Genomic DNA, 15,134 nt, shown 5'->3' on the forward strand with positions numbered 1-15,134 from the left:
GGTTCAGCGCCGGGTTCCGGTGCCGACGAGGGTGCGCTCGTACGGGTCGAGGAGCACGCCCTTGACGGAGGTACTGACGCCGGTGACGACCCGCTGGTGGACAAGCGGCACGACGGCGTCCGTGCCGAGGATCTGGGCCTCGGCCGCCATCGCCGCACTCTGGCGTGCGGAGGTGTCGGCGGTGCGCTGCGCCTTCGCGACGGCCCGGTCGACGTCCTTGTCGCAGAGCAGGGCGAGGTTGTAGCCGCCGTCACAGGTGTAGTCACTGGCGAGCACGGCGACCGGATCGCCGGTGTCCACCAGGGTGTTGCGGGCGACGACGAACGCGTCGAACTTCCCGGCCAGGGCGTCGCTCTCGATCCGCGAGTACTCGCGCACCTCCAACTCGACCTTGAATCCGGCCTGTTCCAGCTGCTGCTTCAACACCTGTGCGGCTTCGGGGAGTTCGGGCCGGTTGTCGTACGTCGCCAGGGTGATCGTCGTCCCGTCCGGCGCCGCAGCCTTCGCCCGCCCGACCGGTTGCTCGCGTTTGCCGGCGGCCCAGGTGACGGCGGGGCCGTAGATGCCCGTACCGGCGTCGGCGTGGCCTTCGTAGACGCCCTTGGCGAGTGCGGAGGTGTCGACGGCCTCGCGGGCGGCGGCGCGGAGCTTCGGGTCCTTGAACGGCCCTGTCCTGGTGTTGAGTTGGAGGCTCGTGGTACGGGTGGTGGCGGTCTCGCGGCGGGTGGCCGCGTCGAGGCCGACGGCCTGGGCGACGGGTATCGCCTCCGCCATGTCTACCTGTCCGGTGCGCAGGGCGTTGGTGCGGGCGGTGCCGTCCGCGATGAACCGTGCGTCGATGCCCGAGGCCTGCGCGAGACCGCCCCAGTAGTCGTCGAAGCGGTCGAGGGTGGCCGCCGTGGAGCCGGTGACCTTCGTCAGTTCGAAGGGACCGGTGGCGGTGCCGACCGGGTCGACGCGGCCCTTCTCGTCGTACGCCTTCGGGGAGAGGACGGCGAGAGCGGGACCGGCCAGCCTCAACGGCATTACGGGATCAGGGGAGTTGGTGGTGACGCGTACGCGGTCGCCGCCCGCGGACTCCGCGGTGAGGGTGACGCCGGAGAGCGCGGCGGGGGCGGACTTCGCCTCGGTGGCGTGGGTGAGGGCGGCGGCCACGCGGGCCGGGGTGACCTCGGTGCCGTCCTGGAAGGTCGCCTCGCGCAGGGTGAACAGCCAGCTGCGGTCGCCCTCGCGTTGCCAGGAACGGGCGAGCGCGGGGGCGGCGGCGCCGTTGGCGTCCAGCGAGGTCAGACCTTCGGTGACGCCGAGGCGGCTGAGGAGGGTGGCGTCGGCGCCGTACGGGGAGAGGTTCTCGGCGGGCGGGAACGCGAGGGCGACGCGCAGCCGGGAGCCGGACTTCGCCTCACCGGACGGGTCGTCGGCACCCCCGGAGGCGAAGCAGCCGGTCAGGGCCGGGGCCAGGAGGAGAGCGAGCAGGAGTCGAAAACGGTGCACGGTGCGTCTACCGCCCCATCGGTATCTCGAAGTGGATGATCCCCTGGCCGCCGCCCGGTTCCTCGCGCTCGTCGAGCACGACCTTGCCGAGCGACCGCCAGAAGGACTCGGCACCCGGCACCGCCGGATCCGTGTGCAGATATACGGCGCGGTAGTGGCCGTCGGCGGCGGCGAACGCGAGTAGCTCGCCGACCAGGCGTCGGGCGAGGCCACGGCGGCGGTGGTCGGGGCGGACGTAGATCCGGCGCAGTTGGGCGGTCTCGCCGGAGGGGTAACGCTCGGCGAGCCGGCGCGGGTTCGGCGGGTGGGCCGGGGCACGGGAGTCGAGGGCACCGGTGGCGACGACGGCGTCGTCGGCGGGGTCGAGCGCGACCAGGAGGGTGTGGCGGGAGGGGGCGAGGTAGGCGGCGGCCGGGTCGATGATGTCGCCGTGCCAGCGGGGCACGTACCCGGTGGTGAAGTCGCGGTAGACGGTGTCGAGCATCACGGCACGCGCACCGTCGAGGTCGTTTGGGCCCGCCGCCCTGATGCAGTAATCAAGCACTTGCACATCATATGCATTAAGACTCCGGTCCTTGATCGTCACGGCGAGCACCCCCGATGGCCGCTCCCGATTTGACAGCCCTGCGGCCGACCCCTAAAACCTAGCCACATGACATTCATTTTCAAAACTGCGATTGCGGCGGACCGGTAGTGCGCGTCGCGTTCGTCGGGAAGGGTGGCAGCGGCAAGACCACGCTGTCGGCCCTGTTCGCCCGCCATCTGGCCGGCTCCGGCGCCCCCGTGCTCGCCGTCGACGGCGACATCAACCAGCACCTGGCCGAGGCGCTGTCCCCCGACACCGAACCGGTCACCGCCCCACCCCTGGCCGCCCACCTGACCGAGCTGAAGGACCACCTGCGCGGCACCAACCCGCGCATCCCCTCCCCCGAGGCCATGATCAAGACCACCCCGCCGGGGCGCGGTTCACGCCTGCTGCGCCTGCTCGGCGACGACGAGGTGCACGCCCGTCATGTGGTCCGTGCGGGTGACGTACCGCTGATGGCGACGGGCGAGTTCGAGGAGAGCGACCTCGGGGTGGCCTGCTACCACTCCAAACTCGGCGCGGTGGAGCTGTACTTGAACCACCTGCTCGACGGCCCCGGCGAATACGTCGTGGTCGACATGACGGCCGGCGCCGACGCCTTCGCCTCCGGCCTCTTCACCCGCTTCGACCTGACGTTCCTGGTGGCCGAACCCACCCGCAAGGGCGTCTCCGTCTATCGCCAATACCGCGACCACGCGCGGGAGTTCGGCATCCGCGTCGCCGTCATCGGCAACAAGGTGACCGGCGAGGACGACCTGCTCTTCCTCAAGGAGGAGGTGGGCGACGACCTCCTCACCCACCTGGTCCACTCCCCCGGGGTACGCGCGGCCGAACAGGGCCGCGGGCCGCTCGACTTGGACGCGCTGGAGCCGCACAACCGCCACGCCCTGAACGTCCTCCGCGATGCCGTGGACGCCCACCCCCGTGACTGGCCGACCCTGCACCGCCACGCCGTCGACTTCCACCTCCGCAACGCGCGGGCGTGGGCGGACAGGGCGACGGGCCTGGACCTGGCGGCACAGGTGGACCCGGAGTACGTGCCGGGCCCGACACCACAGCCTTGATCTCCATCTCCCCACCACTCACCAACTACCCGACAGGACACCCCTTTTCATGTCTCTCGACGTCTCCCCGAAGCTCCTCGCCGAAGCCGAGAACGGTGACATCCGCGAGGCGGACTTCGTGGACACGGTCCGCACGTCCCTGCCCTACGCCTACGACCTCATCGCCGGCCTCGCGACCGAACTCCGCGACACCACAGCCGACTTCACCGACAACCAGACCCCGCCCCCGTCCGAGAAGGAGCGCGGCCAACTCCTCCGTGCCCTCGCCAGCGACGCGATCCGGGGCAGCCTGGAGCGCCACTTCGGGGTGGCGCTGGCTTTCCAGAACTGCCACCGGGTGGCGGCGTTCCGGCCGGGGGCGTTGGGCGGGGAGACGTATGCGCGGTTCACTTCGGTGCGGTCGCAGGTGCTGAATCAGTCGCCGGAGTTCAGGGACTGCTGATACAGCTCCCCGCCGTCAGACCGTCTACTCGACGCCCGTCGCGTCGAGTAGACGGATCAGGTCCTCACCGAGGCCGTTCGCACTTCAGAGGAGCGGCGCGCTGGGCCGCGAACTCTCGGCCCGGGGGATGGACACACCGGATACGGTCCGTCACGATCAGTCAGGCACAGCGCATTTGACGTACTGACTTGCATGCGGTGCGCCCCGGAACGAGTCGGCTGGGGCGATTCTCATTCGGGGGGAACATGCCTGATGACGAGTACGGCTGGTTACGCAGGGCCGTGGCGGATTTCGGTCGGGAGTGCCGACGGAAACTGTCCGGCGGTGGCGGTCAGGAGTCGGCCATACGGGCTCCACTCGAGGTGTTGCTGAAAACCGTGGGCGAGCGTCACCAGTTCCACGATGTGACCTGGCACGACGAATACCGTCTCCCCGACCTGGGGGTACGCCCGGACTACGCGGTGCGCGCGAACAATGACATCACGGGCTATGTCGAACTGAAGAAACCCGGACTGTCCGTGGACCCGGAGACGTTTTCCCGGCACAACCGCGAGCAATGGGAGAAGCTCCAGGATCTGCCCAACCTCCTCTACTCGAACGGGACCGAGTGGCGGTTGTTCCGCCATGGCGAGCAGGTCGGGGAGACCGTCTTCTTCCGAGGCACGCTCCACAGCGCGGGCGAGAGGCTCTCGCTCGACAACCCCACCGCATTCGACGCTCTGCTGAAACAGTTCCTGCGTTGGACCCCGCCGAGGATCACCCAGGTCTCGCGCCTCGTTCAGCACATAGCACCCCTCTGCCGACTGCTTCGTTCCACGGTTCTGGAGCAACTGGGCTTCGAGGCGCGGTCGTCCGCTCCCGACGACGACGTACGCGCCCGCCCGTTCACCGGCCTCAGGAACGACTGGCGGCGATTACTCTTTCCCACCGCCGACGACGCGACCTTCGCCGACGGATACGCCCAAAGCATCACCTTCGCCCTCTTGCTGGCCCACACCGAGCACATCCCGCTGGAGCCCAACTCCTTTCACGAGATCGGCCGTCGGCTCGACGCGGACCACGCCCTCATCGGCAAAGCGCTCCAACTGCTCACGGACAACATCAACGAACGCTTCACCGTCACGCTCGACCTGCTGACCCGCAGCATCGCGCATGTGGACTGGGAGGTCATTCGAGCGGGCAACCGCGACGCGTACCTCCATCTCTACGAGCACTTCCTCACGGTCTACGACCCGGAGCTGCGCCAGCAGAGCGGCTCGTACTACACACCGCACGAGATCGTGGAGGAGATGGTCCGACTCACCGAGGACGTCGTGCGCACCCGGCTCGGCCAGGAGGACGGATTCGGCGCGGACGAGGTGAAGATCATCGATCCCGCCATGGGCACCGGCACGTTCCTCCACACCATCATCGAGCGGGTGGCCGAGCAGGCAACGGAGCGTCATGGCCCGGCGATGGCCCGCGACGCGATCTCCCGGCTCGCCACCAGACTGTTCGGGTTCGAGCTCCAAATGGGCCCTTTCGCGGTCGCCGAACTCCGCGCGTCCGACCTGCTCAAGCGTTACGGAGCGCCACTTCCGCGGAACGGCCTGAGCTTCTTCGTCACGGACACCCTGGACAACCCCTTCGTGGAGGAGGAGTACCTGGCCTCCACCTACGGTGCCCTCGCCGACTCCCGCCGACGCGCCAACCGCATCAAGGCACGCACACCCGTGACCGCGGTCGTCACCAACCCTCCCTACGACGACAAGGCGGAAGACCGTGGCGGCTGGGTGGAGAAGCGTCCGTCCGGCCAGGAACCTCCGCTTCTCGACGCCTTCCGCTACCCGGACAACGGGCGCTACGAGCACGTGCTCAAAAACATGTACGTGTACTTCTGGCGCTGGGCGACCTGGAAGGTCTTCGACGCACATCCCGAGGACCGGCACGGAGTCGTCTGCCTGATCACCCCGTCGGGGTGGGCCACCGGGCCGGGTGGACGCGGTATGCGCGACTACCTGCGCCGGACGTGCGACGAAGGCTGGATCATCAACCTGTCGCCCGAAGGTCTGCGGGCGCCGGTCCCCAACCGGGTCTTCCCCGGCGTCGCACAGCCCCTGGCGATTCACATCTTCGTCCGCAGAGCGGACGCGGTACGTGGGCCGAAGCACCAGGCCCTCGTCCACTATCGAGAGGTGACCGGCCGACGCGCCGACAAGTTCCGTCAGATCAAGGACGTCCGCCTGGACGACGAGGGCTGGCGGGACACTCACGCCGAGAGCCCACTACCGTTCACACCGGCCACGCACTCGGGTTGGGGCTCGTTCCCCGAACTGGCCGACCTGTTTCCCTGGGGCAGCCTGGGGATTACATCGAATCGCTCCTGGGTGAGCTCTCCCTCGGTCGAGACGTTACGTCGCCGATGGGCCCGGATGGTCCGGGAGACCGACCCCGTTGAGAAGGCCAAGCTGTTCAAGGAGACAGATGGCCGTACGTTGGCGGACAGACGAGATCCGCTGCCGGGACATGGCGCCTCCGCGCTCCCCATAGGTCGGGAAACCGTCTCCACACCGGAGCTGATACAGATCGGGCTCCGGAGCTTCGATCGTCAATTTCTGATCGCCGACAGTCGCGTCCTCGACCGCCCCCGCCCTGATCTGTGGGCTTCCCTCCAGCCGGGTCAGATCTTCCTCAACCAGCAGTCGTCCCACGCGATCGACTCCGGACCGGCCGTGGTGGCGACGCACCTGCTCCCCGACACGCACCACTTCAACGGCCGCGGCGGCCGGGTCCTGCCGCTCCTCCATCCCGACGCCTCCGCGAACACTCCCGCCGGGCTCCTGCCGTATCTCGCCCGTGTCCTGGACATGGAGCGGGTCACCGTCCACGATCTCGCGGCGTACACGGTCGCCGTCGCCGGCCACAGGGCTTTCACCGAACACTTCACCGAGGAACTGCTCACCCCGGGCGTACGTCTCCCGCTCACTCGGGAACGGGAACTGTGGGAACGGGGAGTCGCACTCGGCCGCGCAGTACTTTGGGCATCCACGTACGGAGAGCGCGGTACGGCTCCGTCGCTCGCACGGCCCCGAAACGTCGAATACGTCCCTGGGGACGAGCGGCAGGTGAAGTATCTGAGCCACATCGGTGAGCAGCTCCCGGCCCGGATCAGCTACGACGCCGAAGTCCAGACGCTGTACGTCGGCGAGGCCGCCTTCTCACCGGTGCCCGAGGCCGTCTGGGGATACGACGTCGGCGGTATGGGGATCGTGAACAAGTGGTTCGGCTACCGCAAGGCATCTCCCACCAGCAAGAAGACCAGCCCCCTGGACGACATCCATGTCGAGAGCTGGCCGCACGAGTGGACGACCGATCTGATCGAGCTTCTCTCCGCCCTGCGTCGTCTCACCGATCTGGCACCCGCGCAGAGCGCGTTGCTCACCGACGTTCTGGCCGGAAACATGGTGACGGTCGCCGATCTGACCACGGCGGGAATTCTTCCCGTCCCACCCTCGGCACGGAAGGCCCGGCACCACCAGGAAGGCACGCTGTTCGCGTCGGGGGCCGACCATGGCTGACGCCCGCTCACCTCTCACTCTCTCCTGGCCGCTCGGGCCAGCGCCTCCCCGAGCGAGATGCTTCCCTGCACCAGTTGCCGAACGGTACGGGCCAGCCGAGGATTCGCGTCCTCCATCGCCTCGGCAAGCCGCGCCACAGCGGCCAGTCGCTCCTCGGCGGCCTCATGACCGGCGCGGTGATGCACAGCCGATCCCAGCGCGGTCAGGGCCAGAGCGCTGCCCTCTCGAACGACGAGCCCGAGGAAAACCAGCTCCGACACCTCGGACTGAACCCCTTCCGGATCCAACTCCCTGACGATCCACTCCTGTTGGGCTGCCTCGTCGTTCGCAGGATCGGGAAGGGGTCGGAGCGACGCTTCGGCCAGAATCCTGTACTGGGAACTACTGAGCTCGAAATGCGGAAGCGGCATGGCGTCATACCTAGCACAGAGCCCGGTGTCCCCTATGTCAGCAAGGCCCCGACGGCGACAAGGAACCGTTCCGCGTCGTCCAACCACGGCATGTGCCCGGCACCTGGTTGGATCTCCAACTGCGCGTTCGGGAACAGTTCCGCGTACTCCGCCATCGCGCGCGGCGGCCCCGAAATGTCGAACTCCCCGGCGAGCACCAGCACCGGGGACGTGAAGTCGGCCAGCGCCGCGCGGGTCTCGGCCGGGTCGAAGGCGCCTTCGGCGGCGTAGGCGGTCGCGGCCTCCGCGTTCTTCTCCTTCGCGTCGGCCTCGTCGAAGGCACGTGCCGCCTCGTCCCAACGGGCGTGCGCGAAGGGCGAGATGGCCTGCCAGGAGTCGGGGGTCGCACGGCCGGCGGTGATCTCCTCCAGGGCGGTGAACGCGGGTCCGAACCACGGTTCGGACCCGCGCAGTCGTGCCACCGCCAGGCGGTCCTCGGCGGAGATCCGGATGCCGACCGCGTAGACGCTGGGGGTGATCAGGGCCAGCCGGGACACGCGGTGCGGGTGGCGGGCCGTGTACAGCGCGGCCAGGTTCGCGCCGGCCGAGTGGGCGAGCAGGTCCATCCGGTCGAGACCCAGGTGCTCGCGAAGTGCCTCGACGTCGTCCACCAGGCGGTCGCAGCGGTACGACGCCGGGTCCCTCGGCACCTCCGACGCGCCCGTGCCGCGCAGGTCCAGCCGGATCAGATCGTGGTGGGCGGTCAGGCCGCCGAGGGTGCCGAGGTAGGCAGAGTCGCGCATCGGTCCGCCGGGGAGACAGATCAGGGGCGGCCCGTCGCTCGATGCGTGATAAGCGAGGCGGGTTCCGTCGGGGGCGGAGAAGGTCGGCATGGGCGTGAGCGTGTCAGGGGGCCGGGCGGGCGGCAACCGCATTGCCCCCCGCCGAACGGGCCGGTCCGGTGCCGCGCTCCGGACCGGCCCAGCTGTCACTTCTTCTGTTCGACCCGCACCCAGTCCACCTCCGCCTGCACTCCCCCGGCCGCGACCTTGTCGACGCTCGACTGCGGCAGGCCCCAGTACGGCGTCGTCACCTGGTTCCAGCCGGCCGGGTATGCGCCGCCCAGGGCGAGGTTGAGGATGACGTACTGGTTGTGGTCGTAGACCCATTGGCCTCGGGTCGATTCGAGTTTGTTGCGGGTGGTCTCCTGGACGAGGTTGTCGTCGACGTAGAAGCGCATCGCGGTCGGGGTCCATTCGACGGCGTACGTGTGCCACTGGTCGATGGTGCCGGCGTTCGGGAAGGTCTGGCGGGCGCCGATGTTGCCGTCCGCCGAGTAGCCGGGGCCGTGCAGCGAGGTGCTCGTCCAGTTGGAGTAGCCGATGTTCTCCATGATGTCGGTCTCGCCGGAGGCCGGCCAGGACACGGACGGGTCATCCACGTTGCTGCCCAGCAGCCAGAAAGCCGGCCAGAATCCGTCGCCGACCGGGAGCTTCATGCGGGCGCTGACCTTGCCGTACGTGAAGTCGAACTTCGTGTTGGTGTCGATGCGGCCCGACGTGAAGTCGTACGTACCACCGCCCGCCTGCGTGCAGCCCTTGCAGTACTTCGCCGCGAGGATCAACTCGCCGTTCTGCGTGCGGACGTTGTCCGTCGAGTCGACGTATGCCTGGGACTCTCCGTTGACCGAGCCCATTTCCGTGCCGGTGCGCACGACCCGCCATTTGGAGCGGTCCAGGGCCGCCGACGTGAAGTCGTCGAAGAACGTGGTCTGGTACGTGCCCGACTGGTCGCCGGGGAGGGCCGGGTAGGCGGCGGACGCGTTGCCGCCGGTGCCCCAGACCTGGAACTCGTAGAGCGAGTAACCGAATTGGGCCGTGTAGGGGGCCGGGTTGTAGAAGGAGCGGCGTTCCTTGCCGAGCATGCGGACGTAGCGGCCGGTGACCGGTTGGGGCAGGGTCACCGTGTCATGGCGGCCCGTCGCGTCGGCGGGGGCCTGGATGTTCGCCCGGCGGGCGGCGATGTCGGCGGCCGAGGGTTCGTAGACCGTGCGCCAGGTGGTGTTGTCGTCCGAGACCTGGAGCAAGTAGTCGACGGCGTACGCCGATTCCCAGTAGAAGTCGACCGTGTCGATCGTCGAGGTCGCGCCCAGGTCGACCGAGACCCAGCGGTCGGCGTTCCAGTCGCTGGACCAACGGGTCGCGTCGTCCTTGAGGTTGGCGGGCCAGCCGCCGTCGGTGACGTAGGCCGGTGAATTGCCGTTGTGCTGGTAGTAGTTGGAGTACGCGGGGTGGTTCAGGGCGAGGTTGGTGCGGGTCGTGGACGCGGGGGCCGGTTCGCCGCCGTAGACCTTGAAGGAGTAGAGCGAGTAGCCGTAGGGCGTGGCGCGTTCGAGGCCGCGCAGGCGGACGTAACGGCCCGTCACCTCCTGGGGGTACGTGCTCGTGGTGATCGAGCCGCCGGTGCCCGCCGTCTCCGTGTAGAAGGGGGTCCAGTCGGTGCCGTTCTTCGAGATCTCCAGGACGTATCTCTTGCCGTAGGCCGCCTCCCAGTCGAGGGTGACGCGGTCGACGCGGAGGGTGGTGCCGAGGTCGAGGCGGATCCAGGCGTCGTCGGCGAAGTTGCTGGACCAGCGGGTGGCTCCGTCGCCGTCGAAGGCGAGGCCCGGGGTAGTGCCGGCGTTCTCGCTGCCGGAGGCGGTGACGGCGGCCGGGTTCGCGGCGTAGGCGGCGGCCGCGCGGTCGGTGTCCCAGGTCGCGGCCGCCGCGACCTGCGGGGCGGGGGCGGCGAGGGCGGGGCCCGTGGACAGCAGGGCCGCGGTGGTGAGCGTGGCGAGGGCTGTGAGGAGCGTGCGGGATGGCATGCGGGTCTCCTTGAAGGAGGTGGTGGAGAGGGCGATGAAGGTGCCGATCTTGTTGTCGTGCGCATGACATTCATGGGGTTGCTGATGCTGATGGGACTGATGGTGCCCCGGTGGATGCGGGCTCCCCCGCCCTCACCCACCGGGGCGGTCTCGGTCAGGCCGCGCGCCGCGCCCGGCTGCGGTGGTCGCGGATGATGTCCGCGTACCGGCGGCCGGTGCCCTTGATCGTGCGGACCTGGGTCTCGTAGTCCACGTGGACCAGTCCGAACCGCTTCTCGTAGCCGTACGCCCACTCGAAGTTGTCGAGCAGCGACCAGGCGAAGTAGCCGGCCAGCGGGGCGCCCCTGCGGGCGGCCGAGGCGCAGGCGGCGAGGTGCTGGACCAGGTAGTCCTGGCGTTCCGGGTCGTCGACGGTGCCGTCGGGGCGGACGACGTCAGGGAACGCGGAGCCGTTCTCGGTGACGTAGATCCGGCGCGGGTCGTACTCCTCGGTGAGGCGGAGCAGCAGGGTCTCGATGCCGGACGCGTCGATCTCCCAGTCCATGCCGGTGCGCGGGACGCCGAGGCGGCGCACGGCGCGGGTGTAGGGGGCCGGGCCGTCGGGGGCGTCGGCGACGGTCGCCGGGAAGTAGTAGTTCAGGCCGAGCCAGTCCAAGGGCGCCGCGATCGTCGCCAAGTCGTCCGGCTGCTCGGGGAGTTCGACGCCGTACGTCTCGACCATGTCGGCCGGGAAGCCGCGGCCGTGGACCGGGTCGAGCCACCAGCGGTTGACGTGACCGTCCTGCCGGCGGGCAGCCTGGACGTCCTCGTCGCGGTCGCTCGCGGGGTACACCGTGGAGAGGTTGTTGACGATGCCGACCTGGGCGGACGGGGAGGCGGCTCGGATCGCCTGCGCCGCGAGGCCGTGGCCGAGCAGCAGGTGGTAGGAAGCGCGGACGGCCGCCGTTAGATCGGTCCAACCCGGGGCCATCTTGCCTTCGAGGTGGCCGATCCAGGCCGAGCAAGAGGGCTCGTTGAGGGTCGTCCAGTGGGTGACGCGGTCGCCGAGGCGTTCGGCGACGACCGAGGCGTACGCGGCGAAGTGCTCGGCGGTCGCCCGCTCGGGCCAGCCGCCCCGGTCCTGGAGCGCCTGGGGCAGGTCCCAGTGGTAGAGGGTGACGGAGGGGGTGATGCCCGCCTCAAGGAGTCCGTCCACCAACTCGTCGTAGAAGGCGAGGCCCTTGGGGTTCACCGGGCCGTCGCCGCCGGGGATCACCCGGGGCCAGGCGATCGACAACCGGTAGGCGTTGGCGCCGAGTTGGCGCATCAGGCCGATGTCCTCGCGCCAGCGGTGGTAGTGGTCGCAGGCGACGTCGCCGTTGTCGTCGTTGTCGATCTTTCCGGGGGTGTGCGAGAAGGTGTCCCAGATCGACGGCGCGCGTCCGTCCTCGGCGACGGCTCCCTCGATCTGGTACGCCGCGGTGGCCGTGCCCCACAGGAAGTCGTGCGGGAGCGCGGCGAAGTCGATGGTCACTGAAGTCCCTTTACGGTCAGCGGAGTTGGTCGGGTCGGTCACTTGACGGCGCCCGCCGTCAGCCCGGCGACGAGATAGCGCTGCAGCAGCAGGAAGCCGGCGACCACGGGCACGCTGACGACCAGCGAGGCGGCCATGATCTGGTTCCAGTACACGTCGTTGAGCGTGGAGTAGCCCTGCAGTCCGACGGCCAGCGTGCGGGTGGCGTCGTTGGTCATCACGGAGGCGAAGAGGACCTCGCCCCACGCGGTCATGAAGGCGTAGACGGCGACCGCGACGATGCCGGGGATCGCGGCCGGTACGACGACCCGCAGCAGCGCGCCGAGCGGACCGCAGCCGTCCACCAGGGCGGCCTCGTCCAGGTCCTTCGGCACGGAGTCGAAGTACCCGATCAGCATCCAGATGGAGAAGGGTAGGGAGAAGGTCAGATACGTCAGGATCAGGCCGCCGCGCGAGCCGAACAGGGCGATGCCCGTGGCGTTGCCGATGTTGACGTAGAGGAGGAACAGAGGGAGGAGGAAGAGGATGCCGGGGAACATCTGGGTGGACAGCACGGTGACCGTGAAGACGCGTTTGCCGCGGAACTCGTAGCGGCTGACGGCGTACGCGGCGAAGACCGCGATCACCACCGAGCAGACCGTCGCGGCGACGGACACGATCAGCGAGTTCACGAAGTACTTCGCGAGCGGGACCGTCGACCAGATGTCGATGTACGGGCGGATCGTCAAACCGCTCGGCAGCCAGCGGAACTTGCCCGTGACGTCCGAGAGCGGTTTCAGGGAGCTGGAGAGCATGACGTACACCGGCACCAGGACGAAGCCAGCGAGCAGGGTGAGGAAGATCCGCCGCGACCAGAGGAAGGAGCGGGGCGGGGCCATCGGCGACCTGGTCAGAGAGGAACTAGACATCGGCCGACCTCCGTCCGCGTGAGGTGAGCACCAGGTACACGCCGGTGACGACGAGCAGGAACAGGAGCAGCAGGACCGACATCGCCGAGCCCGTGCCGAAGTTCCAGGTGACGAACGAGGCTTGGTAGATGTGGACCGAGATGAGGTCCGCGGCCTCGGGGGCCGCCCTGCCGAACAGGACGTACGGCGTGTTGAAGTCGTTGAACGTCCAGAGGAACAGGACGAGGACCAGCACCTGGTTGACCGGGCGCAGCGACGGCAGGGTGATGCGGCGGATCTGCTGCAGGCGTCCTGCGCCGTCGATCGAGGCCGCCTCGTACAACTCCTTGGGGATGTTCTGCAGGCCGGCCATGACGATCAGGAAGGCGAACGGCCAGCCCTTCCACACCGAGACGATCAACAGCGCGTAGAAGCTGTTGTCGCCGATCAGCCAGAACGACGGCTTGTCCGTGAGGTGCAGCTGGTCGTGCAGGACGTGGTTCACCAGGCCGTTGTCGTGCTGGAACATGAACACCCAGGTGATGACGGCCGCGTAGACCGGCAGCGCGTACGGGATGAGAAAGAGCGCTCTCAGGAAGCCACGGCCGCGGAACTCGTCCTGCATGTAGATCGCGGCGACCGTGCCGATCAGCCAGCAGAAGCCGACCGACAGCAGGGTGAAGCCCACGGTGACGAAGAAGGAGTGGAGGAGCGCCTTGCCGACCGGGGCGCTGAAATCCACCGAGACCTTGTAGTTGTCGAAGCCGGACCAGGGCGCGGTGCCCCAGTCGCGGATGTAGAACTGGGTGAGCTCCTTGAAGCTCATGACGATGCCGATCACCATCGGCACCAGGTGGACCAGGAGTTCGAGGATCAGGGCGGGCAGGAGCAGCAGGTACGGCAGTCCGATACGGCGGATCCGTTCGCCGCGCCGCCGGCGCGGGCCGGGGGCCGCCGGGTCGGAAGGGTTCTTCCGCACGGCGGCCTCCGGGGTGACAGTGCTCGTCACAGTCGCACTCACTTCGCCGGCATCTGCTGCTGGGCCTTTTCGAGCTCCGCCTTGACGGACGCGGTCGTGACCGCGCGTCCGGCGGCGGCGTCGGCGAACAGGTCCTTGACGGCCGTGCCGACCGCCGTCTCGAACTGGGACTCGTCGGCGACCTGCGGCAGCGCGGCGGCGCTGGTCGCGAGGGTGTTCTTCAGGACGGAGTTCGCCGGGGTGTTGAACGCCGTGTCCTCCTGCGCGGCCTTCACCGGCGGGATGGAGCTGTAGGCGGTGTTGAGGATCTTCTGCTCGGCGTCGCTCGTCATGAACTTCACGAACTTGGTGGAACCGTCCAAGTTGTCCGTGTTCTTGAAGACGGCCAGGTTGATGCCGGCCACCATCGAATCGACCTGCGCGCCGGTGCCCGGGGTGCCGGACTGCACGGGTATCGGGGCGATGCCGTAGGCGCTGTCGCTCATGCCCTGCGACTTGAGGTTGGCGGACGCGGACTGCCACATCAGCATCGCCGTCTTGCCCTTGGCGAAGTCGCTGACGGACTGGTTCTGCGCGTACTCGGCGTTGCCGACCGGGATGACCTTGTCCTTGGCCATCAGGTCGACGTACTGCTTGACGGCGGCCACGACACCGTCGTTGGTGAAGTCGGCCTTGCCGTCGGCGGTGAAGAAGTCGGCGCCGTGCTGCTTGGCGAAGACGAAGGTGTGGTGGATGTTCTCCGAGACGTTGGCGCCCTCGGCGCCGAGCACCTGCTTGCCCTTCGCCTGGATCTTCTTGCCGTCGGCGACCAACTCGGCCCAGGTGGCGGGGGGTTGGGAGATGCCCGCGTCGGCGAAGATCTGCTTGTTGTAGTAGAGCGCGTACGCCATCGAGTACAGCGGGACGGCGGCCGGGTCCTTGCCCGTGGCGCCGGTGGAGCCGAGCGCGGAGTCCACGAAGCGGTCCTTGCCGCCGATCTTCGCGAAGTTGGCCGCGTTCCACGGCAGGAAGGCGCCGGTGGCCTGAAGGGAGGCGCTCCAGGTGTTGCCGATGTTCAGGACGTCGGGGCCCTGGCCCGAAGTCGTCGCCGTGAGGATGCGGTTGAGCAGGTCGGACCAGGGCACGACCTCCAGCTTCACCGTGATGCCGGTCTGCTTCTTGAACTTGTCGAGTTCCGGCTGGAGGACCTTCTTGTCGATCGCGATGCTGGCGCCCTGGTTGGAGGCCCAGTAGGTCAGCGTCTTGGGCGAGTCGTTGGACCCCCCGCCCGTCGACGAACCGCCTCCGCAGGCCGTGGCCGCTAGGGCGAGTGACATGGTGACGGCGCCTACGGCCGCGGCTCGGATGCTGCGCATGCTCC

12 protein-coding genes are annotated in these 15,134 nt (G+C 68.6%); 3 read left to right on the forward strand and 9 right to left on the reverse strand.

All coding sequences use genetic code 11. The features are described 5' to 3' along the window. Positions 1–3: 3 nt before the first annotated feature. Both OO70_RS19020 and OO70_RS19025 read right to left on the reverse strand, forming a co-directional pair. Positions 4–1,494, reverse strand: a complete 1,491-nt coding sequence (locus OO70_RS19020; RefSeq protein WP_043672011.1) for an ABC transporter substrate-binding protein — start codon at positions 1,492–1,494, stop codon at positions 4–6. Positions 1,495–1,501: 7 nt separating this feature from the next. Then, positions 1,502–2,038 carry a GNAT family N-acetyltransferase gene (locus OO70_RS19025; RefSeq protein ID WP_078651448.1) on the reverse strand — a complete coding sequence of 179 codons (537 nt, stop codon included), beginning with the start codon at positions 2,036–2,038 and terminating at the stop codon, positions 1,502–1,504. Positions 2,039–2,187: 149 nt separating this feature from the next. On the opposite strand from OO70_RS19025, the gene OO70_RS19030 reads away from it, so the two are divergent. The 3 genes from OO70_RS19030 to OO70_RS55370 all read left to right on the forward strand — a co-directional run bounded on the left by OO70_RS19030 (position 2,188) and on the right by OO70_RS55370 (position 7,143). Further along, entirely contained in the window at positions 2,188–3,144 is a 957-nt protein-coding gene (locus tag OO70_RS19030) for an ATP-binding protein (RefSeq protein WP_043672017.1), read from the forward strand. Between the two features lie 49 nt (positions 3,145–3,193). Beyond that, entirely contained in the window at positions 3,194–3,586 is a 393-nt protein-coding gene (locus tag OO70_RS19035; protein ID WP_043672020.1) for an SCO5389 family protein, read from the forward strand. Positions 3,587–3,963: 377 nt separating this feature from the next. After that, positions 3,964–7,143 (forward strand): type ISP restriction/modification enzyme, encoded by a 3,180-nt coding sequence (locus OO70_RS55370; RefSeq protein WP_234336866.1) that lies wholly within the window; start codon positions 3,964–3,966, stop codon positions 7,141–7,143. A gap of 14 nt (positions 7,144–7,157) precedes the next feature. On the opposite strand, the gene OO70_RS19045 is transcribed toward OO70_RS55370, so the two are convergent. The 7 genes from OO70_RS19045 to OO70_RS19075 form a co-directional block, all read right to left on the reverse strand. Further along, positions 7,158–7,553, reverse strand: a complete 396-nt coding sequence (locus OO70_RS19045) for a hypothetical protein (RefSeq protein WP_043672027.1) — start codon at positions 7,551–7,553, stop codon at positions 7,158–7,160. A gap of 32 nt (positions 7,554–7,585) precedes the next feature. Beyond that, the gene (locus OO70_RS19050; RefSeq protein WP_043672030.1) at positions 7,586–8,425 is read right to left on the reverse strand and encodes an alpha/beta fold hydrolase; all 840 of its coding nucleotides are present in this window, start codon (positions 8,423–8,425) and stop codon (positions 7,586–7,588) included. Between the two features lie 95 nt (positions 8,426–8,520). After that, on the reverse strand, positions 8,521–10,395 hold the full coding sequence (locus tag OO70_RS19055; protein ID WP_043672033.1) for a discoidin domain-containing protein: 1,875 nt from the start codon (positions 10,393–10,395) through the stop codon (positions 8,521–8,523). A 154-nt stretch (positions 10,396–10,549) separates the two neighbouring features. After that, positions 10,550–11,908 (reverse strand): GH1 family beta-glucosidase, encoded by a 1,359-nt coding sequence (locus tag OO70_RS19060; protein ID WP_043672036.1) that lies wholly within the window; start codon positions 11,906–11,908, stop codon positions 10,550–10,552. A gap of 38 nt (positions 11,909–11,946) precedes the next feature. Then, entirely contained in the window at positions 11,947–12,786 is an 840-nt protein-coding gene (locus OO70_RS19065) for a carbohydrate ABC transporter permease (RefSeq protein ID WP_043672038.1), read from the reverse strand. Between the two features lie 22 nt (positions 12,787–12,808). Continuing rightward, entirely contained in the window at positions 12,809–13,804 is a 996-nt protein-coding gene (locus OO70_RS19070; protein ID WP_106971699.1) for a carbohydrate ABC transporter permease, read from the reverse strand. An 8-nt stretch (positions 13,805–13,812) separates the two neighbouring features. After that, positions 13,813–15,129, reverse strand: coding sequence for an ABC transporter substrate-binding protein (locus OO70_RS19075; protein ID WP_043672044.1), 1,317 nt, complete (start codon positions 15,127–15,129; stop codon positions 13,813–13,815). Positions 15,130–15,134: the final 5 nt, after the last annotated feature.

This window comes from Streptomyces xylophagus, assembly GCF_000716435.1.
Classification (GTDB): Bacteria; Actinomycetota; Actinomycetes; order Streptomycetales; family Streptomycetaceae; genus Streptomyces; species Streptomyces xylophagus.